The organism is Pseudomonas sp. P7759, assembly GCF_013386445.1.
Lineage (GTDB): Bacteria > Pseudomonadota > Gammaproteobacteria > Pseudomonadales > Pseudomonadaceae > Aquipseudomonas > Aquipseudomonas azotoformans_A.
Genome location: NZ_JACART010000054.1, coordinates 65,339 through 88,016, shown reverse-complemented (window position 1 = coordinate 88,016; position 22,678 = coordinate 65,339). Strand labels below are relative to the sequence as shown.

The window sequence follows — 22,678 nt, the reverse complement described above, 5'->3', positions numbered from 1 at the left end:
CCGCCGTAAGGGCGGAACCCATATCAGCCGTTACCCAAATAACGGATATGTCCCCGACCCGACCCAAACATCGCTTTTGCAGTATCCACAGGTGCTATGAAGAATCACCCCAACCGAGCCGCAGCCCGCGCAACGATCTCCCCACGCACCCTGCGCGATTCCGCCGTGCGCTTGTTGGCTTCCTCCAACACATGCTTGGGCGCCGTGTCCGGACGCCCGGAATCGAACGGCGGTGCCGGCGCATATTCAATCTGCAACTGCACCAGTTGCGCCGCCGCTTCGCTGTACAACTCGCCCGCCAACGTCAGGGCGAAGTCGATGCCAGCCGTAATGCCGCCACCGGTCAACAGGTTGCCGTCACGCACCACGCGTTCTTGTACCGGGATCGCACCGAGCGGGGCGAGCAGGTCGTGATAGGCCCAGTGCGTCGTCGCCTTGCGCCCGCGCAACAAACCGGCGGCGCCGAGTACCAGCGAGCCGGTGCACACCGACGTCACATAGCGCGCGGTCTGGGCTTGTACCTTGAGGAAGTCCAACGTCAGCGGATCTTCCATCAGCGCCCCAACACCTGAGCCTCCGGGCACGCAAATCACATCCAGGCGCGGGCAATCGGCATAGGTCATGGTCGGTGTGAACACCAGGCCGGTGCTGGAAGTGACCGGTTCCAGGTCTTTCCACACCAGGTGCAACTTCACATCCGGCAACGAACCCAGTACGTCATAAGGGCCGGTGAGATCCAGTTGCTGGATGCCGGGAAACAACACAAAGCCGATCTGCAAGGTCATGAAAAGCGCTCCGTCAAAGGGGTGGACGGCTTCACTCTAGAGGCCTAGGCTTTGGCGAATACGCCATTGAGCCCACGAATCACGCCAATCATGCCCAGAATCGTCCACGTACTTGCTTTCGATAACGCCCAGGTGCTGGATGTCACCGGGCCGTTGCAGGTGTTTGCCTCCACCAATGACCTGGCGCGTCAACGCGGCCTGCCGTTGCCCTACGCCGTGTCGGTGATCGCCGCGCAAGCGGAGCCGGTGATGACGTCGGCTGGCTTGGCACTGCTGGCCCAGCCGCTGCCCGCCGTCGATGCGCCGTGCGATACGTTGGTGATTGCCGGCGGCTGGGGCGTATACGGCGCCGCTGAAGACCCAGCGCTGGTGGAGTGGGTGCGCGAGAAAGCCAGGCATACCCGGCGCATGACCTCGGTGTGTACCGGCGCGTTTTTGCTGGCCGCCAGCGGTATGCTCGATGGCTGTCGGGTGGCCACCCACTGGACGCGTTGCGAAGAACTGGCGCGCAAATTCCCGGCGTTGACGGTGGAGTCCAACCCGATCTTTATCCAGCAAGGCGCCGTCTGGACATCTGCCGGCGTCACTGCTGGCATCGACCTGTGCCTGGCGCTGGTGGAAGAAGACCTGGGCCGCGCCGTAGCCCTGGAAGTGGCGCGGCACCTGGTGGTGTTCCTCAAGCGTCCCGGCGGCCAGTCCCAATTCAGCGTGACCCTGTCCCTGCAAAAAGACGACAGCCGCTTCGCCGAACTCCACGCCTGGATCGCCGAACACCTCACCTTGGATTTGAGCATCTCGACCCTGGCCGCCCAAGCCGGCATGAGCGAACGCAGCTTTGTACGCCACTACCGCGCCGAAACCGGCCAGACCCCGGCCCGCGCCGTCGAATTGATCCGCGTCGAAACTGCACGCCGGCAGTTGGCTGACAGCGCAGTCTCGATCAAACGCATCGCCGTGCAGTGTGGCTTTGGCAGCGAAGAGACCCTGCGTCGCAGCTTCCTGCGCGCCTTGTCGGTCACACCCCAGGCTTACCGCGAACGCTTTTCGCCCAGCAATTCCAGCAGTGCGTCAGTGCGTCGAGCGTGGCCTGCGGCGCTTCCTGAGGAATGTTGTGGCCCACGCCGGGGAGTACCTGGCGTCGGTAAAGCCCGCTGAAATGCTCGACATCATCATCCACTTCAGGCGGCGGGCCCACGCCATCATCGGCACCGCACAGCGAAATGCTCGGCACCGAGATCGGCGGCTGCAACGCCAACGCCTGCTCGATGGCTTCCAGCGCCGGGTCACCGGGGGCATACATGAAACGGTGGCGATAGGAGTGAATCACCACCTCGACAAAATCCGGGTTATCGAACGACGGCGCCGTCTGGTCATACAGGCTCGGCCCCTCGGCCCAGGAGGGCGACCAAAGCGCCCACAGCAACTTGCACAGTTCGCCACGGTTGGCGGTCAAACCGTCTACGCCGCGTTGGGTATGGAAGTAGAACTGGTACCACAAGCGATGTTCCGTCACAGGCGCCCGTGGCTTGAGGGATTTGGCAATGTCCTGGATGTTGTAGCCATCCCCGGTCACCAACCCGCGCACCCGCTCGGGCCATAGCGCCGCGACGATGCACGCGGCTCGCCCACCCCAGTCGTAGCCGGTGAGGGTGGCTTGCGGGATCGCCAATGCATCCATGAAATCCAGCAGATCCTTGCCCAACGCCGCCTGCTGCCCGGAGCGCATGACTTGCTCATTGATAAACCGCGTCGGGCCGTAACCGCGCAGGTACGGCACCAGTACCCGGTAGCCACGCTCGGCCAGTACCGGCGCAATCGCGTCATAGCCGCGCGGGTCATAGGGGAAGCCATGCAGCAGGATCACCGGCTCACCGTCGAGGGGGCCGTGGGCTTCGTAAGCGATATCGAGCATGGACGTGCGTACGTAGAGCAGTGGGGCGGTTATGGTCATGGTGAGCGTTCATCGGCTGGCCAGGGATGCTGGAACTCTAGCCGAAAGCCGTGACGGGTTGGGGGGGGATTTGCGGCAGTGGGCTTACTTGTCTAGGCCGGTTTGATACGGCCATTCCCGCGCCAGCAGCCCCAGCACCTCAAGATCATGCCGCTGGCCGTTCCAGAATCCGGCCTCTCGCAGCTTTCCTTCGACTTTGAAGCCAAGACGCTCCAGCAACGCGCGGGATGCGTGGTTGTGTGGATGAACCAGCGCTTCGACACGGTGCAAGTGCATCTGCATGAAACCCCATTCCAGTGTGGCGCGCAGGGCTTCGCTCATCAGGCCTTGCCCTCGGAAGTCGGGTGCAAGCTCGCAGGCCAGCGCGCAACTGTTCCATCCACGGTTCCACTTGAATAAGCCACAACTGCCGATCAGCCTGCCCTCGAACTCAAGCCCCCAGCGAGTGCCCGGATTAGGCTGGGTACGCCATTGGGCAAAGGTCTCGATCAGGGCTTGTGCCTGGCTGATTTCGGTCATCGGGTCAGCGCCGAACCAGCGCATGCTGTCGGTATCGCGGTAGAGGGAAAACAGCGCCAAGGCGTCGTGCTCGACCAGTTCCCGCAACTGCAGGCGACGAGTATGCAGGGTAGGGAAGGCGCTCATAAGGTGGCAGCGACCTGGTCCCGATCAACCACCTGCCCGAAATGATGCCGCCAAAGATCCACGCCCAACTGCCCCGACCGATCCAGCGACGAACCCACCGTCAGATCGCTGATCAAGGTCGGCTGCAATCCCGCGTCAAACAGCGCAAACCCGGCCGCCAGCACGCAGGTGTCGGTCTGGATACCACACACCAGCACGCGTTGCGGCGCGAGGCTTTTGAGGTAGGCGACGGTCTCGGGTGTTGGCGCATAGCCGTGTTTGATAAAGATGCGATCGGCGGCCACCAGGCTCTGGTCGTTCGGCGCCGGTTGCCAGCCGAGTTGCCGGGCGAAGGGCGTGACGCTCTCGTCGTGGCGCTCCACGGTGGCGACTGACGGCATGCGCCCCAGCAGGGCGTTGATGCCGTCCACCAGCCACGCGGGCGGGTTGAAGGAAGGTTGCACATCGATGATCAGCAGTACCTGGCGCATGGCGTTCCTGTCCGTGGTCGAGGGGCTGCCCATTGTGCACAGGCCACTTCAGGGTTGCCAGGTGGTTTTCTCCCCGCTGAGTTTACGGTCCAGGAACGTCGCCGCGCTGATCAACGCCAGGTGACTCAAGGCCTGGGGCGTGTTACCCAGGTGGCGGGCCTGGCTGTCGAACTCTTCGGCGTACAAGCCCAGGGGGTTGGAGTAGCGCAACAGTTGCTCGAATTCCAGGTGGGCCTTTTCCACTTGTCCGGCGCGGGCCAGGCATTCGACATACCAGAACGAGCAGGCCGCAAACGCGCCTTCGGTGCCTTGCAGGCCGTCGATCTGGCTGTCGTCGTTGCGATAGCGGTAGACCATGCCGTCGCGCACCAGGCTTTTCTGGATGGCTTCCAGGGTCGAGAGCCAGCGTGGGTCGGTGGCGGCGACAAACCTCACCAGCGGCATCAATAGCATCGAACCGTCGAGCGCGGTGCTGCCGATATGCTGCACGAAATGCCCGCGCTCTTCGTTCCAGAAGTTGCTCCAGATGTCGGCGTAGATCGCTTGGCGCGTCTGGTCCCAGCGTGCGAACGGCGCCGGCAGCGAACGCTTGGAAGCCAAGCGGATGGCCCGGTCCAGTGCTACCCAGCACATGAGTCGTGAGTGCAGGAAGTGATGCTGCTCGCCGCGCATTTCCCAGATGCCCACGTCTTTGGTGTTCCAGATTTCACAGACTTGATCAGCCACCTCCACGGTGTGTTTCCAGCCTTCATGGGAGATCGCCTCGCCGTACTTGTTGACCAGGTACACCGCATCCATCAGCTCGCCATAGATGTCCAGCTGGATCTGGTCGAAGGCTTCGTTGCCGATACGTACCGGCTTGGCGCCGCCATGGCCGCTGAAGTGTTCCAACTCGGCTTCCGGCAGTTCCTGGCGCCCGTCGATGCCGTAGAGAATATTGATCTTGGTCGGCTGGCCACAGCAGTCACTCACGCGGCCTTTGAGCCAGCGCATATAGGCGTTGGCTTCCTCGACAAACCCCAGGCGCATGAAGGCGTAGACGGTGAAGGATGCGTCGCGGATCCAGGTGTAGCGGTAGTCCCAGTTGCGTTCGCCGCCGGGCGTTTCCGGCAGGCCGAAAGTGGCAGCGGCGATGATCGCGCCGTGTTTGCGTGACGTCAGAAGCTTGAGCGCCAGGGCCGAGCGGTTGACCATTTCGCGCCAGCGCCCACGGTAGTTCGATTGCGCGATCCACCCGCGCCAGAACTTCAAGGTGTGGGCCAGCGCCAGGTCGGTGCAACTGCTGTCCACCCGTTCATCCTCCTGGCCGCCGAGAACGAATTCGGCACCTTCATCCTGCTCCAGGGTAAAGCTGGCCACGGCGGCACCGTCTTTGATCTGCAGTGGATGGCTACTGGACAAACGCAGGCCGGGTTGGCCGTCGGCACTGAAGCACACCGTGCCGTTGTCACGGGTGGTCTGGGTGGGCGTGCGCGCGTAGTCATGGCGCACCGCGCAGCGCAGATGGATATCGGCCTTGCCACTGACCACACGCACGCGGCGGATCAACAGCGGCAGGTCATCGATCTCCTCGCTAATTGCCAAAAGGTCAGTGATTTCCACCACGGCCTCGTCGCTGAGCCAGCGGGTTTGCAGCACGTTGGTGTCGGGCAGGTAGATCTGTTCGCGACGCGCGTTGGGCAGGTCCGGGGTGAGTTGGAAAATGCCGGCGTCGGGGCTGTCCAGCAGCGAGCAGAAGATCGAGGGGCTGTCGAATTCCGGCCAGCAGAAGAAGTCGATACTGCCTTTGTCGTTCACCAATGCGGCACTGCGCATGTCGCCAATGATGCCGTGGGCATCGATGGCGCTTTGTGGTTCGTTCAAATCAACCATTGCCACGGAACTCCGGATACAGGCTCATGCCGCCGTCAATAAAGAGTGTGCTGCCGACCACATAATCGGATGCATCGCTGGCCAGCCACACCACCGCGTTGGCGACGTCTTCCACGTCGCCGATCCGCCCGTAGGGAATCAACTTGAGCAGCTCTTGTGCTGCCGCGCCTTCGGTGGCGGCTCGGTTGATCGCGGTGCGGATCGCCCCCGGCGCAACCCCGTTGATGCGGATGCGTTGCTCACTGACTTCCTGGGCGAGGGTGCGCATCAGCATCTCCACACCGCCTTTGGAAGCCGCGTAGTTCACATGCCCAGCCCACGGGATCAGTTGGTGCACCGAACTCATGTGGATGATTTTGCCCGCCGCCCGCGACACGCCTTCGCGCACGCCCTGGCGATTGAAGATGCGCACCGCCGCGCGGGCACACAGGAACTGGCCGGTGAGGTTGACGCCGATCACCGCATTCCAGTCATCCAGGCTCATGTCCACCAGATTGGCGTCCTTCTGCATCCCGGAGTTGGCCACCAGGATGTCCAAGTGGCCGAAGGCATCGAGGGTCTGGGCAAAAAGCCGTTCTACCTCTTCTTCTTTAGCCACGTTGGCACCGATGGCAATCGCCCGGCCACCCTCGGTGTTGATCTGTTCTGCCAGTGCCTCGGCCGGCGCGGCCTGGCTGTTGTAATTCAGCACCACCGCCGCTCCGGCTTGCGCCAGGGCCTTTGCCGCGCCGGCACCGATTCCGGAACTGGCACCGGTCACCAGCGCCACTTGTTGCTCCAACGAGATACGCATTGCTCACCGACCTTGAATTCGTGAGTTCAAGTAGCTGACTGATCGCGCGCAAGGGAAGTTCACCCGTGTGAATTTAGCGACTACAACCATGGTGAAAAATGGAATAACAGAACTATAAAAAATAACCACAAGATACTAAAAAACCGCTCAAAAGCGTTTGACAGGCTTTTTCGCCGCGTGTCTTATAGGCACACATCAACCCGCTCCGTTGGTAGTTCGGAAGTCATCGCGGGGCCACCTATAAGAGATTTCTATGTGCCTTTCGGCCGATATAGGGGAACTACCAGTTCAGGTAAAAGCAGCGGCCTTAGTTGGCGTGCCTAAGTTAGTTATCTTCGATTGCGACGGTGTTCTGGTCCAAAGTGAAGAAATAACCCTGTCTGTATTGATCTCCATGTTTAATGCCCTGGCTCAGGGCGACACGCTGCTTGATGTCACACGTTTTATCGAACACTTTCGTGGGCGCAAGATTGCTGAGTGTTTGCGCGAAGCTGAGCAATTATTAAATGTCAGTGTGGACGACGCGTTTGAACAGCGTTTTCGTGAACGGGCGCTGCACGCACTGACACTCAGTTTAAAAGCCACGGATGGAATGCTGGAAGTCCTGGAAAAGTTGGACGTGCCTTATTGCGTTGCTTCGAGTGCGCCACGCAACAAGATAGAGCATTGCTTGCGCCTGGCGGGACTGTTTTCTTATTTCGAAGGCCGAATATTCAGCTGTTATGAATTGGGTCATTGGAAACCTGATCCCTTGGTGTTCCTGACGGCCTGCCGGACTTACAGCATTGATGTGAGTGATGCGCTGGTGGTGGAAGACAGTGTGACGGGTATCCAGGCTGCGATAGCGGCCAATATAAAAGTGTTGGGCTTTGGTCCCGCGCATCGGCATTCGCAGTTGGCCGCAGCGGGAGCATTACCGATTGCCGACATACGTGAAGTATTGACCATATTTAATTGACTCAGGGAGGAGGCGTCGTGAACACACTTGGTTACCTGGAACGGCTCAAACGCAACGATCAATCTTCGCAAGTGTGGTGGGATTCATCGCCTGCCGTATATCTGCCGTATAAACAACACCTGCTGGAAAAGTACCCGGCGGCCGCGACATACATACAAGCGTTGATGCCGGATGAGTTCTCCCAGCCCTGGGGCTTGTGCAGTGCGACCACCAACCCGCGGTTGGTAACGGCCGTCATCCTTGAAAAGCGCGAGTATTGGTCTTCACGTTTCAACCTGGCCAAGCTGTCTCCCAATGAGTTGCGCAAGCAGCTGTACAACGAAGTCATCGTCGAAGGGGCTGCCACGCTCAAGTCGCGGTGGGTTCAATCGGCACAGGCTGAAGGTTGGATTTCCGCCCAGGTTGACCCGGTAGATGTGCGCAGCACCGAACGCATGACCGCCCGCGGCCTGGAGTTGCATCGCCTGGCGCCGAACGTGATGGTCAAGGTGCCGGGCAGCCTGGAAGGGCTGGCCACCGTCGAGCAACTGGTGGCCCAGGGCGCCTCGATCAACATCACCTTTTGCTTCACGGTTGCCCAGTTCCAGGCCGGTATCCAGGCCATCGAGTGTGGCAGGGCGACCGCGCGCAGCAACGGTATCGACACCAGCCGCTGCAAGTACGTGATCACGTTCATGATTGGGCGTTTCGCCTGCCAGCCCGAGTTCACCCTGCAGGCTGCCGAGCGTGGCTTGGCTCTGAATGCCGAGGAACTGCGCTGGGCCGAGTTGATGATTTACGAGCAGATCCAGACGCTGGTGGCGGCCTCGACCGTGCCGATCAAAACCCTGCTTTCCAGCATAAAGATCGATGTGGACGAACGTGGCAACAAGCATTGCTGGCACTTGGAAAAGACCGGGCAAACCGCGACCTGCTACACACTGACGCCGGACGTAGTTGAGTTCCTGGTCGAGCGCGAAAGCCACGGCAAACCGGTGGTACCCGCGCAGGAACCCCAGAAACCCCCGGCCTCGACCTTCGCGAAGCTGATCCGTATCCCGTATTTCTACGAAGCCTATTTTGTCGACAGTATCGAACCGTACGACTTCGGCAACCATGAAGCCTTTATCAACGCCTGCAATGAAGCCAATAGCGCGCATCGGCGCCTGGCGGATTACTGCGTTCGGCTTTGCCCCGTGACGACACCGTTCAAGCGCGCATTCAACGCATTGCTCGCTGCTGAATTTGGGGTGATCGCATGAACCGGATGATCGGGTTGTGGGCCCACCCGCGTTCGCGCTCCACGGTGCTCGAACGCGTATTTATCGAGCGTGGCGATTTTGAGGTCTTCCATGAACCTTTTGCGCATATGGCGTTTTCCGAGGACTCGGCGATTCCTTCGGACGAGTGGGATCACAGTTTGCCCACGACTTACCCAGGTATAAAAGAACATCTACTGAATGCCCGTGAGCGTGCGAACGTCTTCCATAAAGACATGTGTTATCACTGTTTGGATGACTTGAAAGTTGATGTGGGCTTTCTCGCGCAACAGGACAACATCTTTCTGATTCGTGAGCCTGCCAGCAGTATTGTTTCCCATCATCGGGTGCATCCCGACATGCCCTTGCAGGCCATTGGGCATAAAGCACTGTATGACATATTTTGTGTGGTCACCAAACTGACCGGCAAAGTGCCCTATGTGATCAATGCGGATGATCTGGCCGCAGAGCCAGAACGAGTGATCCGTAAACTCTGTGATCATTTGAATATAGAGTTTCTGCCACACGCCATGACATGGAAGCGTGAGTGTCCCCAACAATGGAAAACGTGGCGTAGTTGGCATGCCGACGCGGAAAACAGTGAGCGGATTGTTTCTCCAAGTAATCCGAGCGTTGATATCACGCTATTTGATCAATATCCGAATTTAAAGGCGATGTACGAATATCACCGTACGTATTACGCGCGCATGAATGAATTTTGCCAATAGGGATTGTTGTATGAAAAAGTTGATTGTGACCGGAGCGGCCAACGGAATTGGCCGGGCTACTGTGGAACTGGCGATTCAGCAGGGTTATTTCGTTATCGGTGCGGACAAGGATGCCGAGGGTTTGAAAGTGCTGCAAGGTGTCTATGGCGCTGACGTGTTTGAAGCGCATATCGCTGACTTTTCGGACATGGCAGTCATCAAGGGTTTTATTCCAAAACTGTATGAGCGGCATGCAAGTATTTACGGCCTGGTCAATAACGCCGGGATTTATCACGGCAAAAGTGTCTACGCCTACTCCGATGAGCAGATCGACGAGATCCTCACCGTCAACCTCAAGGCGCTGGTCTACCTCTCCAAAGACTTTGCCGAACGGGAGATGAAGCACGAAGCCCCGCGCAGCATCGTCAACATCGCTTCGGTGGCTGGAGAAGTGGGCAGCTGCGACGCGCTCTATGGCGCCACCAAGGCGGCGGTGATCGGCCTGACCAAGGCCAACGCCTGGAACTTCGCGCCGTTCGTGCGGGTGAACGTGGTGTCCCCGGCGCTGATCCATGACACCGCGATCTACGGCACCATCCCCGAATACCGACGCGCCGAGTACGCCCGCCAGGAAGTCCTCAAGGACCCGATCCTGCCCAGTGGGGTGGCTGAGGTCATCCTTCTGCTGGCCGGCGATGCCATGCGTCACATCACGGGCAGGGTGATTCCGGTCGACAACGGGGCCTACCCACGATGAGCCTTCCGGTGCGCAAGAAAAAACTGCTGCTGGTAGGCGCCGGCAACCTATGCCTGCAGATCCTGAAGATTCTGGGGCCGAAAAACGCGTTCGACTTTGTGGTGTTGGGGCGCAATGAAGAAGCCACGATCCGCTTGTGCAACCTGGTGACGTTGTCGTGTGCACAGTTGGGCCAATTTATCGACATCAAACCCGTGGTTGCCGACCTGACGGATATCGGCAGGGTCACGCAGCTGCTACGTGAAGAAGCCCCGGATATGCTGGTGAACTGCGCATCGCTGCAGTCATGGCGGGTCATCACCGGGCTGCCCAAGCTGTCGTTCGAGAAGCTCGATCAGGCCCAGTTCGGCCCCTGGCTGCCCATGCACCTGACGTTGATGCATTGCCTGATGCGGACGGTGAAAGCCTCCGGAATCACCACTAAAACCGTGAATGCGGCGTTCCCGGATGCGGTCAACCCGATCTTGGCGCGCATCGGCCTGGCGCCGGATATTGGCGTGGGTAATGTGGCCAACCTGATTCCAGCGGTGCGTTTCTCCATCGCACGGTTGCTCGAATGTGCGCCTGCGGATGTGCAAGTGCAGCTGTATGCCCAGCATTACTTCAGCCACTACGTGCCGCGCGCTGGGTTACCTGCGCGGGCCAGCTACCGTCTGTTGTATGAAGTGCGTGACCGGCCAGAGGTGGTGCGCCTGCCGGCCGAGGCGATTTTCTCGACGGTGAAATCCGAGTTCCGTCGCCTGGGCGGAGTGGACGGGCAGTTCCTCACCGCATGCTCTGCCGTCACGGTCATCGAAGGGCTGTTCTCGCCCGTGCCGGTCCTGGTCCATGCGCCGGGGCCTCTCGGGCTTCCGGGCGGGTATCCGGTGCGGCTGCATGATGGGCAGATCCAGGTGCAGTTCTCCGACGCCTGTCCACAGGACGAGGCGGTGCGCATCAACAGCATCTGCCAGAGCCAGGATGGCATCGACGAAATCCACTGTGATGGTTCGGTGACTTACAACCCGCAGTGCATGGCCGTCATGCAATCGATGCTGGGGTACTCCAAGAACACCATGTCCATCGAGCAGTCCGCCGAGTTTGCCCGCGAGCTGGCGAGCAAGTACCTGTCCTTCAAGAATTCAACCTGGTAGGTGTGTGATGAATCAGATATCGGGGCGCAAGCACAACGAAGTCGCCAGTTATGCCAAGCAGTACTCGGAGGATTTCGTCGAGCGTTGGGATGAATTGATCGATTGGGAAAAACGCAAAGCGGGGGAGGACGGGTTCTTCGAAAACCTGCTGCGCAGTCATGGCGTGCAGTCGGTGATAGATGTTTCGACCGGCAGTGGCTTTCATGCCGTCCAGCTCAAGCAAGCGGGGTTCGATGTGGTCGCCACGGATGGCAGCAGCACGATGTTGACCAAGGCGCGGGTGAACTTTCGCAAGCATGGCTTGGACATCCAGTCCCACTACCGCGACTGGCACTCGCTGGACTCCCAGGAACTTGGCCAATTCGATGCGGTGGTGTGCCTGGGCAGTTCGTTGTGCCATGTCTTCGCCGCCCACGATCGGTTGCGGGTGCTGGCCAAATTCAGGGCCTTGCTCAAGCCGGGTGGTTTGCTGATCGTAGACCAACGCAATTTTTTCGCTATCCGTGCCGGCAACTACAAGGCCAGCGGTCATTACTATTACTGCGGTACGAATGCTTCGGTCAGCCTGGGACAGGTCGATGAGCACCTGTGTGAGTTCATCTATTCCTTTGATGACGCAGAACAATACCGGCTGCAGGTGTATCCGCTGTTGCCGGGCGAATTGAAGGGCGAGGTGCTCAAATCCGGGTTCATCCAGCATGAGAGTTACGGCGACTTCGAACGTGACTACGACATGATGGATTGTGATTTCGTCATTCACACCGCGCGCGCCGAATAAGGAGGGCTTGATGAGCACACTCGTACAGAGCAATGCCCGGCCACTGGACAGCGTCGTGCTGGCGGTGGTCCTCACCGGGTTTGTGGCCAGTACCTATGGCTTTGGCGTCTACCTGTTCGCCAACCTGGTGGTCGACATGCGCCGCGACATCGGTTTTGACTACACCACGGTGGGGCTGATCACTGGCGGCGCGCAGATCGGCTTCCTGCTGTTTTCATCGGTGACAAGCTATATCAGCCGGTTTTTCGAGGGGTGGAAAATCAGCCTGGTATCGACGGTGATGACGTCCCTGGCGCTGCTGGGGCTGAGTGTCAGCAACAGCATCTGGTTGTCGGGCGCGCTGTTGATCCTGCTCGGTGGCTGTTCCGCCTCGGTGTACATCCCGTTGGCAGAGATCGTCACCAAGGGCTTCAGCCCCGGAAACCGCTCGCGGGTCATGGGGCTGATTTCCAGTGGCACCAGCTACGGCGTATTCATCAACGGTTTGCTGGTGTCGTTCCTGACATTGAATGGTGGCTGGCGCTCGATCTGGCTCACTGCCGGGCTGATCTCGGTGGCCCTGTGCGTGGTGGCCTGGTTTCTGTTGCGTAACTTCGCTGCGAGCCAGGACACCGGGTTTTCCGGGGAACGCGCCACCGCGTTTGACAGCCACCAGCCCTGGCTCAGCCGCTCGTTGTACCTGACCTGGGCCATCGCCTTTCTCAATGGCATGGCGTTGCTGCCGTTCCAGACGTACCTGGCGCCGTTCCTGCGTGATGAGTTGGGTGTGTCGGTACAGGACGCCGGGTTTATCTGGACCACCATCGGCGCGGTGGGCATGGCGTCGGGCTTCCTGGTGGGGTGGATTGCCGACAAGGTCGGGGTGCGCGCGTCGCTGGCGATGTGTTTCCTGAGCGCGGGGCTGGCTGCCAGCCTGGTGTTCAGTTTCAACAGCCTGCCGTTGTTCTACCTGGCGGCGTTTCTGTTTGCGCTGGCGTTTTATCCTATCTTCGGGCTGGTGCCCAGTTACATCGGGCAAATCGTCCCGGTCAGTCGGCTGACCCAGGCCTTTGGCATTGCCAACGTGTTGATCGGCCTGGGGGGCGTGTGCGGCAATTTCCTGGGCGGATTTTCCAAGGACCTGACCGGGTCGTTCTCGACCGTCTACTGGGTGGTGGCGCTGTTGTTGTTTGTGCAATGCGTGATGGTGTTCCTGTTGGGCAAACAGCCTGTTTCGGTCAAGGAGGGTGAACAGTCATGAGTTATTTTCCAGACACGCCGCACCGGAACCTGCACGCGTTTGCGTTCAGTCACCGCTCTGGCATGAAACATAACCCCGTGGTCATCTGGATGACCGGCCTCTCCGCGTCCGGCAAGTCGACCATTGCCGATGCGTTGGACAATGCCCTGCAGGAACAGGGCCGGATCACTGCCATTATCGACGGCGACTCGGTGCGTGGCGGGCTGTGCCGAGACCTGGGTTTTACCGACAGCGACCGTGACGAGAATATCCGGCGGGTCGCCGAAGTGGCGCGGTTGATGCTGGAGGCAGGGCTGATCGTGATCGTGGCGCTGATTTCTCCCTCGTCGGCCAGCCGGCACTACGCGCGCTCGATCATCGGCAATGAGTTTTTTGTCGAAGTGCATGTGGACGCGCTGTTGGAAACCGCCGAACAACGTGACCCCAAGGGCCTGTATAAAAAAGCCCGTGCGGGGTTGATCAAGCACTTCACTGGCATCGACTCCCACTACGATGTGCCGGTGTTTCCGGAAGTGCACCTGGATACCCAGGCGCTTTCAGTGGAACAGTCGGTCGCGACGATTCTTGACTGGATCGCGCATAACGACGATCGCGCTTAGCCGTCTGTCTTTGCGCGGGGATGACAATGTCTGCAACTTGAAAAAACAGGGTAATCTGCGCCATCGCAGGGAGAACGCGTTTTTTCAGGAGCAGGCATGACACATTTTACGGGCACTGCAAAATCGATCCGTCTGATTGGTGGGGCCCGGGTATTGGACTTTATCAATACCACCAATGGCCGTCGTCCCGGCACTTCGCTCAAGGTCATGGAAGAGCGGCTCACCAGCTTTCAGTTCTTCTTCGAATGGGCATTGCATGCGTCGTTGATCTCGGCCCGAGAGTTCGACGACTACAAACCGATGGTGTTTGCCTCCTCCATGGCTTACCAGCCGGACCTGGACGCGATCATTGCGTTCAGGGAATGCCTGTACGCGGTGTTCTATCCGTTGTCGTTACAGGGTGCCGCGCCCGATGAGGCGTTGCAGCAAATCAACCAGGTGTTCCAGCAAGGTGTTGCCTGGCGGGTGCTGCGGTCCGTGGAGGGCAAACCTGCCTGGGCGTGGAAGCCCTGCGCGACGGCTCAGGAGCTGACAGCTATGGTGCTTGGGCGCCTGGCCATCGAGGCCACGCAGTTACTGATGTCCGGTGATCTGCACGCGTTGCGCATTTGCGGTGCCGCTGACTGCGACTGGGTGTTCTTCGACATCTCCAAGAACAAGCAGCGCAAATGGTGCCAGATGAGTGTGTGTGGTAGCCGCGAAAAACTCAGCCGTCTCAAGCAGGTGGGCAGCACGCAATAGTTTCCAGGTGTACGACGGGTAGCAATTGCTCCACTTAATAGGAAGCATTACTATTCACGCCCCGCCTCCCCAGTGCACCCGCGATGATCCCTCAGCCGCCCCGCAGAACAGGCTTTTTCGAACATTACGAAGAGTTGATCGGAACCTGGACGCGCCGCCTGAGAAACCGTCAACAGGCCGAAGACCTGGCCCATGACACCTTTGTGCGGGTGCTGGAGTCGAAATCCGATCAGGTGGAGCAACCGCGCGCCTACCTGCATCAGACCGCGCGCAATATCGCAGTGGACGCCTATCGACGCGAAGACCGGCGTGAGGCCATCACGCTGGAAGCCTTTGATCAGCGCTCGCCCCACAGCGGCGACCCGGAGCATTTCATGCACGCGATCCAGTTGGCGGACTCCATCGAGCGGGCCTTGGCCGAGCTGCCGCTCAACTGCCGCAAGATTTTCATCTGGCAGAAGATCGAAGGCCTGACCCAGCAGGAAATCGCCGAACGCCTGGGGCTGTCTAAAAACATGGTGGAAAAGTATATGATCCGCACCCTGCGGCATCTGCGCGACCGCCTGGACGCGATGGCGCCATGACTGCCCGCTTTGAAACAGGATCTTCCATGATGGATAACCGTGCCCGAGACGAAGCCGCGCAATGGTTTGTGCGCCTTCAAGACACCGAGTTGAGCGCTGCCGAGCGCCAGCGCTTTGATGCGTGGCGCAACGAGCATCCCGATCATCAATACGAATTTGATGTGCTACAAGGCCTGTGGAGTGCCACCGACTTGCTGCCCAAGGCCCGCTTGCAGGCGTTATGCGAGGCCCCGGTGGAGCGGCCCAAGCGCCGCGCCGTATTGCGTTATGCGGTCGCCGCCAGTGTTGTCGCGGTAGCGTTGGGTTTGGGCCTGTTCAGCGGACTTGATCATCCAAAACCCTACAGTGCCGAGTTCAGCACGCGCCTGGGTGAACATCGCCAGGTGGCCTTGCCCGACGGATCGGTGATGGACCTCAACAGCCGCAGCGTGGTCGCGGTGCATTTTGAAAAAGGTCGGCGCGGCGTGGAGCTCAAGCAGGGCGAGGCAATGTTCAGCGTCGAGCATGACACCAGTCGACCCTTTGTAGTGGCCGCCGGGGCAGGGCAGGTGACGGTGACCGGCACGCGCTTTGATGTGCGTCGTGATGACGACCAGACTCGCGTGATGGTCGAGGCCGGCACTGTGAAAGTGCAAGGTCATTCACCGGACAAGGTGGTCACGTTGACGGCAGGCCTGGGGACCCACGTCGACAACACAGGATCGGTGGCTGGTGCCTACGCGGTGAACACTGAGGAATTGACCGCCTGGCGCACGGGCAAGCTGGTCTTCAACAACGCTTCGCTGGGTGAAGTGGCGCGGGAAGTTTCGCGTTATCGCGAGCAACCGCTGCGGGTCAGCACGCCCGCCGTGGGCAACCTGCGCCTGACCAGCGTGTTCAAGGCCAATGACACCGACGCCTTGCTCAAGGCTTTGCCGCACATCCTGCCGGTAGCCTTGCGCACCTTGCCGGACGGCAGCCAGGAAATTATTTCACGCTGACATTCAGGTTTTTTTCGAGTTCTTCGTCTTCTCCTGCAACTGCAACTGGTTTGCATTAACAGCCGCATACTCTTGCGATCACAGGACTAGGTTCGACGTGAAAAAACTTGCCGTTAACAACAATAAAATCTCCCGCTGGGCGCCGCTGGCCCTGGCGCTTGCGGTCAGTGCCGCGCTGCCTTCGGCCTACGCCGCCGACGCCATTCACATCCAGGCCCAGCCCTTGGGCGCGGCGCTGAGCCAATTGGGCCAGCAGACTTCCCTGCAAGTGTTCTTCAGCCCCGAGTTGGTCGCGGGCAAGCAGGCACCGGCGGTAGACGGCAATCTTTCCCCAGAACAAGCCCTGCGCCAATTGCTGCAAGGCAGCGGCCTGGACTACCAGATCGACGCAGGTTCCGTGACCCTGCGCCCGCTGAACAGCGGCACCGGTGAAGCCGGCTCGCCCCTGGAACTGGGCGCCACCGATATCAAGGTGGTCGGCGACTGGCTCGGCGACGCCAACGCTGAAGTGGTGCAGAACCATCCCGGCGCACGCACGGTGATCCGTCGCGAAGCCATGGTGGAGCAAGGCGCAATGAACGTCGGCGATGTACTGCGTCGCGTGCCGGGTGTGCAGGTGCAGGAATCCAACGGCACCGGCGGCAGTGATATTTCCCTCAACGTCGGCGTACGTGGCCTGACATCGCGCCTGTCGCCACGCTCCACCGTACTGATCGACGGTGTACCGGCTGCGTTCGCCCCCTACGGCCAGCCGCAACTGTCGATGGCGCCGATTTCCGCCGGCAACCTGGAGAGTATCGACGTGGTGCGCGGTGCCGGTTCCGTGCGTTATGGGCCACAAAACGTCGGCGGCGTGATCAACTTCGTGACCCGTGCCATCCCCGAGAAATTCTCCGGCGAAGTCGGCACCACCCTGCAAACCTCTGCCCACGGCGGTTGGAAGCACGTGGACAACGCCTTCATCGGCGGCACCGCCGACAATGGCATCGGCGCCGCTTTGCTGTACTCCGGGGTCAATGGCAACGGTTACCGCAACAGCAACAATTCCAACGACATCGACGACGTCATCTTCAAGACCCACTGGGCGCCGACCGATCAAGACGACTTCTCGCTGAACTTCCACTACTACGACGCCAGCGCCGACATGCCCGGCGGCCTGACCCAGAAGCAGTTCGATGCCAACCCCTACCAATCGGTACGTGACTGGGACAACTTCAGCGGGCGCCGCAAGGATGTGTCCTTCAAGTACATCCGCCAGATCGACGACCGCACCCAGGCCGAAGTGCTGACTTATTATTCCGACAGCTTCCGCGGCAGCAACATCGCCAACCGCGACCTCAAGACGATCGGCTCCTACCCGCGCACCTACTACACCTTTGGCATCGAGCCACGGGTGTCCCATGTGTTCGACGTAGGACCGAGTACCCAGGAAGTCAGCCTGGGCTATCGCTACCTCAAGGAAGGCATGCATGAGCAGGCCACCAGCCTGAACCTGGTCAACAATGTGCCGACGCCGGGTGGGCAGAGCGATGGTCACGTCTACCAGGACCGCACCGGGGGCACCGAGGCCAACGCGTTCTATATCGATAACAAAGTCGATATCGGCAAGTGGACCATTACGCCGGGTATCCGCTTCGAAGACATCCGTACCGAATGGCACGATCGCCCGGTGGTTGCCTTGAACGGCACGCGTACCCAGGAAAAACGCCGCGAAGTCCACAACAACGAACCACTGCCGGCCCTGAGCGTGATGTACCACGTCTCCGACGCCTGGAAACTGTTCGCCAACTACGAGACGTCGTTTGGCAGCCTGCAATATTTCCAACTGGGCCAGGGCGGCACCGGCGACCAGACCGCGAATGGTCTGAACCCCGAAAAGGCCAAGACCTACGAGGTGGGTACGCGCTACAACGACAATGTGTGGGGCGGCGAGCTAACGTTCTTCTACATCGACTTCTCGGATGAGCTGCAATACGTCAGCAACGATGTGGGCTGGACCAACCTCGGTGCGACCAAGCACACTGGCATCGAGGCCTCGGCCCACTATGACCTGTCGAACCTGGACCCGCGCCTGGACGGCCTGACCGCCAATGCCGGCTTCACCTACACCAAGGCCACCTCGGAAGGCGACGTACCGTTCAAGGGCCGTGACCTGCCGCTGTACTCCCGTGAAGTGGCCACCTTGGGCCTGCGCTATGACGTCAACCGTTGGACCCACAACCTGGATGTGTACGCCCAGTCGGGCCAGCGTGCGCCAGGCACGACCAGCACCTACGTCACCCAGGGCACGGCTGACGGTCAGTACGGTGATATCCCCGGTTACGTCTCGGTCAACGTGCGCAGCGGTTATGACTTTGGCGAGCAGTTGTCCAACCTGAAATTGGGTGTGGGCGTGAAAAACGTCTTCGACCAGCAGCACTACACCCGTTCCAGCGACAACAATGCCGGGCTGTACCTGGGCGAGCCTCGTACGTTCTTCGTACAGGCCAGCGTAGGGTTCTGATTGAAATATTGCCGCTCTTCCTGCTTAGGGAGAGCGGCACTGCCTGCCGACAGAGTGGCTTGTCTCTCACTCGATCAGATGTTCTTCCTACTTCGATTCTGGATACTTTCAGCGGTCTCAGGAACCGGTTCCCACAGTTCTGCCACACAGGATATGCCTGCCTTCGCTGGTTTCCTTGACGACTCAAGGCCAGGCACCTGAATAGACCGAACTGGAGAACTGGAATGTCGGTATCAGCATACAATCAGAGCGTTGCTCCTTCCCTCGATAACGCCTCCCTTGGAGATGCAAAACCCGCTGCCGAGCGGTCTGTCACCGGGTCAAATGTCCAGGTCACGGTAGGCGTCAATTTCACTGCGCAGTCCAATCAAACCGGACCGATATTCGGTGGCTCGCCGCCGCGGCCGTTGCCCGGAAACCTGCGTCCGAATCCTGGCCCGCCGCCGCGTCCGACGCCGACGTTGCCGGACCCTTATTACTCGAAACAGAGCAACGAACAACTGGCGCAAGGCCTTTTGAATAATTATGGCGCGTTCAAGGGACGCTGGCCTTCGCGCGACATCACGCAACAGAGCCTGCAGAAAGTCGCTAATCAACCGTTGACCGGCAATCCTTACAAAGACCCGAACATACGACTGGCGAACGAACTGCTGCGGCGTCCCGGACTGCTGCAATCCCTCGATAGAAATGGCAGCACCGGTGCTCTGGATGGTCGTTTGTCCAAAGACGATATCAGGAGCTTTGTTCGCTCGGACAATCCGCTGAAACTGAGTGACGACAAGCAAATCATCCAAGACGTACTGAACAATTTCAATGCGTTGAAAGGAGGGTACTTCAGCAGCACGATAAAACTCAGGGATCTTAATGCACGTGCGATGCAACCGTTGACCGGCAATCCGTACAACGACCATCTCACCCAGCTTTCGCGGGAAGTCATGGCGCGCTCTGATCTGAGGTCAGCGATGGATAATATCTACAGTTGGCAGCGCGATGGCAGGATTTCTCGCCAGGAACTCTACACATTGCTTCGTTAGACCCGGGGCCCCTGCTGTGCACTACACGGCTGGGGGCTACAAGTGCTGGCGCAGCCAATACACCCCAATCATGTGGAACTGTTCGCGAAGACGTACCACAAAGACAATATCCACCGGCCATTGAATGCCGATGGGGGCCTTCATCTACCGGATTAGGTCTGGACCATGAACTCGACATCATTTGATTCCCGTCACTCTCCGTATACCGCATCGACCGTGACTGCACTGGCGCATGAGGCGCAAAACTCAAGAAAACCTCAAGAGCTGAACCTCACATCCTCACCCAGGTTCAGCTTCAAGGCGCCCACCGCCGAGGATTTTGACAAAGGTTCTCGTTTGTTTACGGAGCAGTCGGCGCCCAACCCTGTGTTTTCAATGTTAGCGAGCCTTTGGAGCAAGGTGTCCCGGCGCTAGGTTTCACCGTGTCACACACCAGGATTTTCCAGAGCATGGATGCGCAGCAGGGCAGCTGGTTACAAGCGCTTAAGATTCCCAGGGGTATATCCAGTGTTTTGGACGACCCTCTTCGGAACCGTTGTTTTCTCAGGACCACTCAATCGTTGCTTGTGCCATCTTGATTTCGAGGCCTTTTCGAAGATCAGGCAATCAAGGCCCAGGCTACGAAATCTAGATAGGGTGGAGGTGAGTCATGATTGGTAGTGTCAATAATCTGAGCTATACGCAAGCAGGTGAGTCCAACACGCCTGGGCCAACGGGGACTGGTCAGTCTCGCTTTGAGGTCGATGCCCGTGCACTGGGTAAGCCGCTACCGGCAACGCAGTCAATCAACACCCGTTTCGCGAACGGAGCCGACCGGCACTTCGACGGTCAGAACCTGTACGGAGGCATGACGAACGTTGGCAACCCCTTCGTCAGCTCGGACGACCATCTGCTGGCGACCGACTTGAAAAACAACCTGTCATTGCTGGACGCTTTCAAGAAGGATGGCCGACTGACCCAAGGTTCATTACAGGAGATAGCCAAAGAAGAACCCAGCAGTAGCAAAGTCTCGGAGCGCACCATCATGTTGGCGCGAGAGATACTCAACCGTCCTCGATTGAACGATGCGATCACCGCGAAGGGCGGTGAAATCACGCATGACAGCTTGACCAAGGCTGGCGACTCGCAGATCGGCAATACCAACCCCAATACGCAGAGCGCGGACCCATTTCATGCGAAAACCGATGCTCAGGTTGTCCAGGCGTTCAAGGGCATGTTTGATGACTGGCGGGACAAATCGGAAGACCGCACGTTCTTTTTCGGTACACAAAGGCATCGGTACGTGAATAAAGACACGATTATTGAAATCGCCAAGGACCCCAATCAAACAGGCAACAACGGTGAACCTCTGCGGGATGTGCGCACCGGGTTTCCTTTGAAAAAGTACAGCGAGCAACAGGTGTACCTGGCCAAGAACCTGATGGAGAGGCCGGGTTTGATGGCCTCTCTGGACAGTTACAAAGCCAATGGTTACAGCCCTTTCGGAAGCCTGAATGACGATGGCTGGCTGAAGAACTACAGCATTGATCGCTGGCTTGAAAACGACAAGGAAGAGAAGGGGAAGTAACCTACGCAAACCCGCATGAGCCGCTTGAAAGACTCAATCTGCTCATGCCGCTTTATGTTCATACGCGCAGTATCTTCCCGCTGATCGCCACCGCCGCCAGCAGTACGCCAATCAATAGAAAGGCGGTCGCCAGGCTGCTGCCATGGGCGATGAACCCGATCACGGCCGGCCCAGCCAATATCCCCGCGTAGCCCAGGGTGGTAATGGCCGGCACGGCAATATGTTCTGGCATGACCGTCTGCTTGCCGACAGCGGTATAGAGCACTGGCACGATGTTGGAGCAACCGGCGCCTATCAATGCATAACCCAGCAGGGCCATTTCCCAGGCCGGTGACAAGGTGGCGAGGAATGTGCCGGCGGCCGCCAGCGCGCCGCCGGCCACGATCACCCGGGTAGCGCCCAGCCGACGCACGATGGCATCACCGGTCAATCGACCCGCAGTCATGGTCAAGGCAAAGGCCGCGTAACCCAGTCCCGCATAGGCTTCGTCCAAGCCGCGTTCGGCGCTGAGGAACACGGCGCTCCAGTCGAGTACCGCACCTTCGGCCAGGAACACGATAAAACACAGGCATCCAATGAACAGCACCACACCGTGGGGCACGGCAAACGCCGGGCCCGAACTCTCGCTGCCGTAGGGCAGCAGGTGCGGCGCCGCCTTGAACAGTGCCGCCAGCGTGATGACGATCACCACCAGGGTCGCCTGCAGCGGTGACAGTCCAAGCCCCAGCAACGCCGAAACGCCCGCCGCACCGACAATCCCACCCAAGCTGAACAGCCCGTGAAAGCCTGACATCATGGTCTTGCCACTGGCCCGCTCGACGATCACCGCTTGCAGGTTGACTGTGGAATCCACCGTTCCCAGGCCGGCGCCAAACAGAAACAACCCGGCCATCAATAACGGAATCGAACTGACCGTCGCCAGCATCGGCAATGCCAGGCAGATCATGATCGTCCCGGCGCTGAGCACGCGCCGGCAGCCAAAACGCGAGGCCAACGCACCGGCGGCAGGCATGGCGATGATCGAACCGACGCCCAGGCACAACAGCAGCAGGCCAAGAGTGCCTTCGCTCAAATCGGCACGGGCCTTGGCATAGGGCACCAGCGGCGCCCAGGCTGCGATGCCGAAGCCGGCAATGAAGAAAGCGATACGGGTCGACATTTGCTCCAGCCGCCCGGGAACCACGGGCGCTGAGGTGGGGATGGCAGTCATGAAAAATCCTTGGTTTTGCGTTCTACGAACGATGTCCGGCGTGACATCCTTGCACATCAGGCCATGAGGCGCGAGCCGCGTTCCGTTGAGATGGCGATGGTCGTGAATTTTATTTTTACACATCTGGAACGCC

General features: G+C 59.5%; 21 protein-coding genes and 1 pseudogene. 15 read left to right on the top strand and 7 right to left on the bottom strand.

What is annotated here, in order from left to right:
* Nucleotides 1-104 precede the first annotated feature (104 nt).
* Nucleotides 105-785, bottom strand: coding sequence for an isonitrile hydratase (gene inhA, locus HX823_RS28290; RefSeq protein ID WP_038845009.1), 681 nt, complete (start codon nt 783-785; stop codon nt 105-107).
* A 90-nt stretch (nt 786-875) separates the two neighbouring features.
* On the opposite strand from inhA, the gene HX823_RS28285 reads away from it, so the two are divergent.
* On the top strand, nt 876-1,940 hold the full coding sequence (locus HX823_RS28285; RefSeq protein ID WP_256350291.1) for a GlxA family transcriptional regulator: 1,065 nt from the start codon (nt 876-878) through the stop codon (nt 1,938-1,940).
* On the opposite strand, the pseudogene HX823_RS28280 reads toward HX823_RS28285, so the two are convergent.
* The 5 genes and pseudogenes from HX823_RS28280 to HX823_RS28260 all read right to left on the bottom strand — a co-directional run.
* Nucleotides 1,855-2,736 (bottom strand): annotated as a pseudogene (locus HX823_RS28280) (alpha/beta fold hydrolase); the annotation flags it as partial. The gene HX823_RS28285 and the pseudogene HX823_RS28280 overlap by 86 nt on opposite strands.
* A gap of 84 nt (nt 2,737-2,820) precedes the next feature.
* Nucleotides 2,821-3,381, bottom strand: coding sequence for a GNAT family N-acetyltransferase (locus HX823_RS28275; protein ID WP_177077873.1), 561 nt, complete (start codon nt 3,379-3,381; stop codon nt 2,821-2,823).
* Nucleotides 3,378-3,851, bottom strand: a complete 474-nt coding sequence (locus tag HX823_RS28270) for an isochorismatase family protein (protein WP_038844996.1) — start codon at nt 3,849-3,851, stop codon at nt 3,378-3,380. The genes HX823_RS28275 and HX823_RS28270 overlap by 4 nt, the downstream gene beginning before the upstream one ends.
* Before the next feature lie 48 nt (nt 3,852-3,899).
* Nucleotides 3,900-5,723 carry a glycoside hydrolase family 15 protein gene (locus HX823_RS28265; RefSeq protein WP_177077871.1) on the bottom strand — a complete coding sequence of 608 codons (1,824 nt, stop codon included), beginning with the start codon at nt 5,721-5,723 and terminating at the stop codon, nt 3,900-3,902.
* Entirely contained in the window at nt 5,716-6,516 is an 801-nt protein-coding gene (locus HX823_RS28260; RefSeq protein ID WP_177077869.1) for an SDR family oxidoreductase, read from the bottom strand. Before HX823_RS28260 ends, HX823_RS28265 begins: the two co-directional genes overlap by 8 nt.
* 253 nt (nt 6,517-6,769) lie before the next feature.
* Here HX823_RS28260 and HX823_RS28255 point away from each other — a divergent pair, with 253 nt between their 5' ends.
* The 14 genes from HX823_RS28255 to HX823_RS28190 all read left to right on the top strand — a co-directional run bounded on the left by HX823_RS28255 (nt 6,770) and on the right by HX823_RS28190 (nt 21,335).
* Nucleotides 6,770-7,474 carry an HAD family phosphatase gene (locus tag HX823_RS28255; protein ID WP_177077867.1) on the top strand — a complete coding sequence of 235 codons (705 nt, stop codon included), beginning with the start codon at nt 6,770-6,772 and terminating at the stop codon, nt 7,472-7,474.
* Between the two features lie 17 nt (nt 7,475-7,491).
* On the top strand, nt 7,492-8,715 hold the full coding sequence (locus tag HX823_RS28250; RefSeq protein ID WP_177077865.1) for a transaldolase family protein: 1,224 nt from the start codon (nt 7,492-7,494) through the stop codon (nt 8,713-8,715).
* Nucleotides 8,712-9,440, top strand: a complete 729-nt coding sequence (locus tag HX823_RS28245) for a sulfotransferase family protein (protein WP_080642376.1) — start codon at nt 8,712-8,714, stop codon at nt 9,438-9,440. Before HX823_RS28250 ends, HX823_RS28245 begins: the two co-directional genes overlap by 4 nt.
* A gap of 10 nt (nt 9,441-9,450) precedes the next feature.
* A complete protein-coding gene (locus tag HX823_RS28240; protein ID WP_177077863.1) occupies nt 9,451-10,176 on the top strand; it encodes an SDR family oxidoreductase in 726 nt (241 codons plus the stop codon).
* Complete coding sequence (locus HX823_RS28235) at nt 10,173-11,309, top strand: hypothetical protein (protein WP_177077861.1); 1,137 nt, start codon at nt 10,173-10,175, stop codon at nt 11,307-11,309. The genes HX823_RS28240 and HX823_RS28235 overlap by 4 nt, the downstream gene beginning before the upstream one ends.
* A 7-nt stretch (nt 11,310-11,316) precedes the next feature.
* Nucleotides 11,317-12,087: a bifunctional 2-polyprenyl-6-hydroxyphenol methylase/3-demethylubiquinol 3-O-methyltransferase UbiG gene (locus tag HX823_RS28230; RefSeq protein ID WP_177077859.1), complete on the top strand. Its 771-nt coding sequence runs from the start codon at nt 11,317-11,319 to the stop codon at nt 12,085-12,087.
* Nucleotides 12,088-12,097: 10 nt separating this feature from the next.
* Entirely contained in the window at nt 12,098-13,327 is a 1,230-nt protein-coding gene (locus HX823_RS28225) for a nitrate/nitrite transporter (protein ID WP_177077857.1), read from the top strand.
* Nucleotides 13,324-13,926 (top strand): adenylyl-sulfate kinase, encoded by a 603-nt coding sequence (gene cysC, locus HX823_RS28220; RefSeq protein ID WP_177077855.1) that lies wholly within the window; start codon nt 13,324-13,326, stop codon nt 13,924-13,926. Before HX823_RS28225 ends, cysC begins: the two co-directional genes overlap by 4 nt.
* Before the next feature lie 96 nt (nt 13,927-14,022).
* Nucleotides 14,023-14,667 carry a CGNR zinc finger domain-containing protein gene (locus HX823_RS28215; RefSeq protein WP_177077853.1) on the top strand — a complete coding sequence of 215 codons (645 nt, stop codon included), beginning with the start codon at nt 14,023-14,025 and terminating at the stop codon, nt 14,665-14,667.
* An 83-nt stretch (nt 14,668-14,750) separates the two neighbouring features.
* Nucleotides 14,751-15,251 (top strand): sigma-70 family RNA polymerase sigma factor, encoded by a 501-nt coding sequence (locus HX823_RS28210; protein WP_033899716.1) that lies wholly within the window; start codon nt 14,751-14,753, stop codon nt 15,249-15,251.
* A gap of 26 nt (nt 15,252-15,277) precedes the next feature.
* On the top strand, nt 15,278-16,231 hold the full coding sequence (locus HX823_RS28205; protein ID WP_038844973.1) for a FecR family protein: 954 nt from the start codon (nt 15,278-15,280) through the stop codon (nt 16,229-16,231).
* A 97-nt stretch (nt 16,232-16,328) separates the two neighbouring features.
* A complete protein-coding gene (locus HX823_RS28200; RefSeq protein ID WP_177077851.1) occupies nt 16,329-18,734 on the top strand; it encodes a TonB-dependent receptor in 2,406 nt (801 codons plus the stop codon).
* Between the two features lie 224 nt (nt 18,735-18,958).
* The gene (locus HX823_RS28195) at nt 18,959-19,768 is read left to right on the top strand and encodes a hypothetical protein (RefSeq protein ID WP_256350290.1); all 810 of its coding nucleotides are present in this window, start codon (nt 18,959-18,961) and stop codon (nt 19,766-19,768) included.
* 649 nt (nt 19,769-20,417) lie between these two features.
* A complete protein-coding gene (locus HX823_RS28190) occupies nt 20,418-21,335 on the top strand; it encodes a hypothetical protein (RefSeq protein WP_256350289.1) in 918 nt (305 codons plus the stop codon).
* Between the two features lie 58 nt (nt 21,336-21,393).
* Here the strand turns inward: HX823_RS28190 and HX823_RS28185 are convergent, their stop codons facing one another.
* Nucleotides 21,394-22,545, bottom strand: coding sequence for an MFS transporter (locus HX823_RS28185; RefSeq protein ID WP_038844968.1), 1,152 nt, complete (start codon nt 22,543-22,545; stop codon nt 21,394-21,396).
* Nucleotides 22,546-22,678: the final 133 nt, after the last annotated feature.

Bases quoted from the DNA above. Each gene is read 5' to 3' on its own strand.
- HX823_RS28270 (WP_038844996.1), bottom strand. From the start codon at position 3,851: ATGCGCCAGGTACTGCTGATCATCGATGTGCAACCTTCCTTCAACCCG.
- HX823_RS28210 (WP_033899716.1), top strand. From the start codon at position 14,751: ATGATCCCTCAGCCGCCCCGCAGAACAGGCTTTTTCGAACATTACGAA.
- cysC (WP_177077855.1), top strand. From the start codon at position 13,324: ATGAGTTATTTTCCAGACACGCCGCACCGGAACCTGCACGCGTTTGCG.
- HX823_RS28215 (WP_177077853.1), top strand. From the start codon at position 14,023: ATGACACATTTTACGGGCACTGCAAAATCGATCCGTCTGATTGGTGGG.
- HX823_RS28245 (WP_080642376.1), top strand. From the start codon at position 8,712: ATGAACCGGATGATCGGGTTGTGGGCCCACCCGCGTTCGCGCTCCACG.
- HX823_RS28230 (WP_177077859.1), top strand. From the start codon at position 11,317: ATGAATCAGATATCGGGGCGCAAGCACAACGAAGTCGCCAGTTATGCC.
- inhA (WP_038845009.1), bottom strand. From the start codon at position 785: ATGACCTTGCAGATCGGCTTTGTGTTGTTTCCCGGCATCCAGCAACTG.
- HX823_RS28185 (WP_038844968.1), bottom strand. From the start codon at position 22,545: ATGACTGCCATCCCCACCTCAGCGCCCGTGGTTCCCGGGCGGCTGGAG.
- HX823_RS28285 (WP_256350291.1), top strand. From the start codon at position 876: ATGCCCAGAATCGTCCACGTACTTGCTTTCGATAACGCCCAGGTGCTG.
- HX823_RS28235 (WP_177077861.1), top strand. From the start codon at position 10,173: ATGAGCCTTCCGGTGCGCAAGAAAAAACTGCTGCTGGTAGGCGCCGGC.
- HX823_RS28225 (WP_177077857.1), top strand. From the start codon at position 12,098: ATGAGCACACTCGTACAGAGCAATGCCCGGCCACTGGACAGCGTCGTG.
- HX823_RS28255 (WP_177077867.1), top strand. From the start codon at position 6,770: ATGTGCCTTTCGGCCGATATAGGGGAACTACCAGTTCAGGTAAAAGCA.
- HX823_RS28195 (WP_256350290.1), top strand. From the start codon at position 18,959: ATGTCGGTATCAGCATACAATCAGAGCGTTGCTCCTTCCCTCGATAAC.
- HX823_RS28260 (WP_177077869.1), bottom strand. From the start codon at position 6,516: ATGCGTATCTCGTTGGAGCAACAAGTGGCGCTGGTGACCGGTGCCAGT.
- HX823_RS28265 (WP_177077871.1), bottom strand. From the start codon at position 5,723: ATGGTTGATTTGAACGAACCACAAAGCGCCATCGATGCCCACGGCATC.
- HX823_RS28240 (WP_177077863.1), top strand. From the start codon at position 9,451: ATGAAAAAGTTGATTGTGACCGGAGCGGCCAACGGAATTGGCCGGGCT.
- HX823_RS28205 (WP_038844973.1), top strand. From the start codon at position 15,278: ATGATGGATAACCGTGCCCGAGACGAAGCCGCGCAATGGTTTGTGCGC.
- HX823_RS28190 (WP_256350289.1), top strand. From the start codon at position 20,418: ATGATTGGTAGTGTCAATAATCTGAGCTATACGCAAGCAGGTGAGTCC.
- HX823_RS28275 (WP_177077873.1), bottom strand. From the start codon at position 3,381: ATGAGCGCCTTCCCTACCCTGCATACTCGTCGCCTGCAGTTGCGGGAA.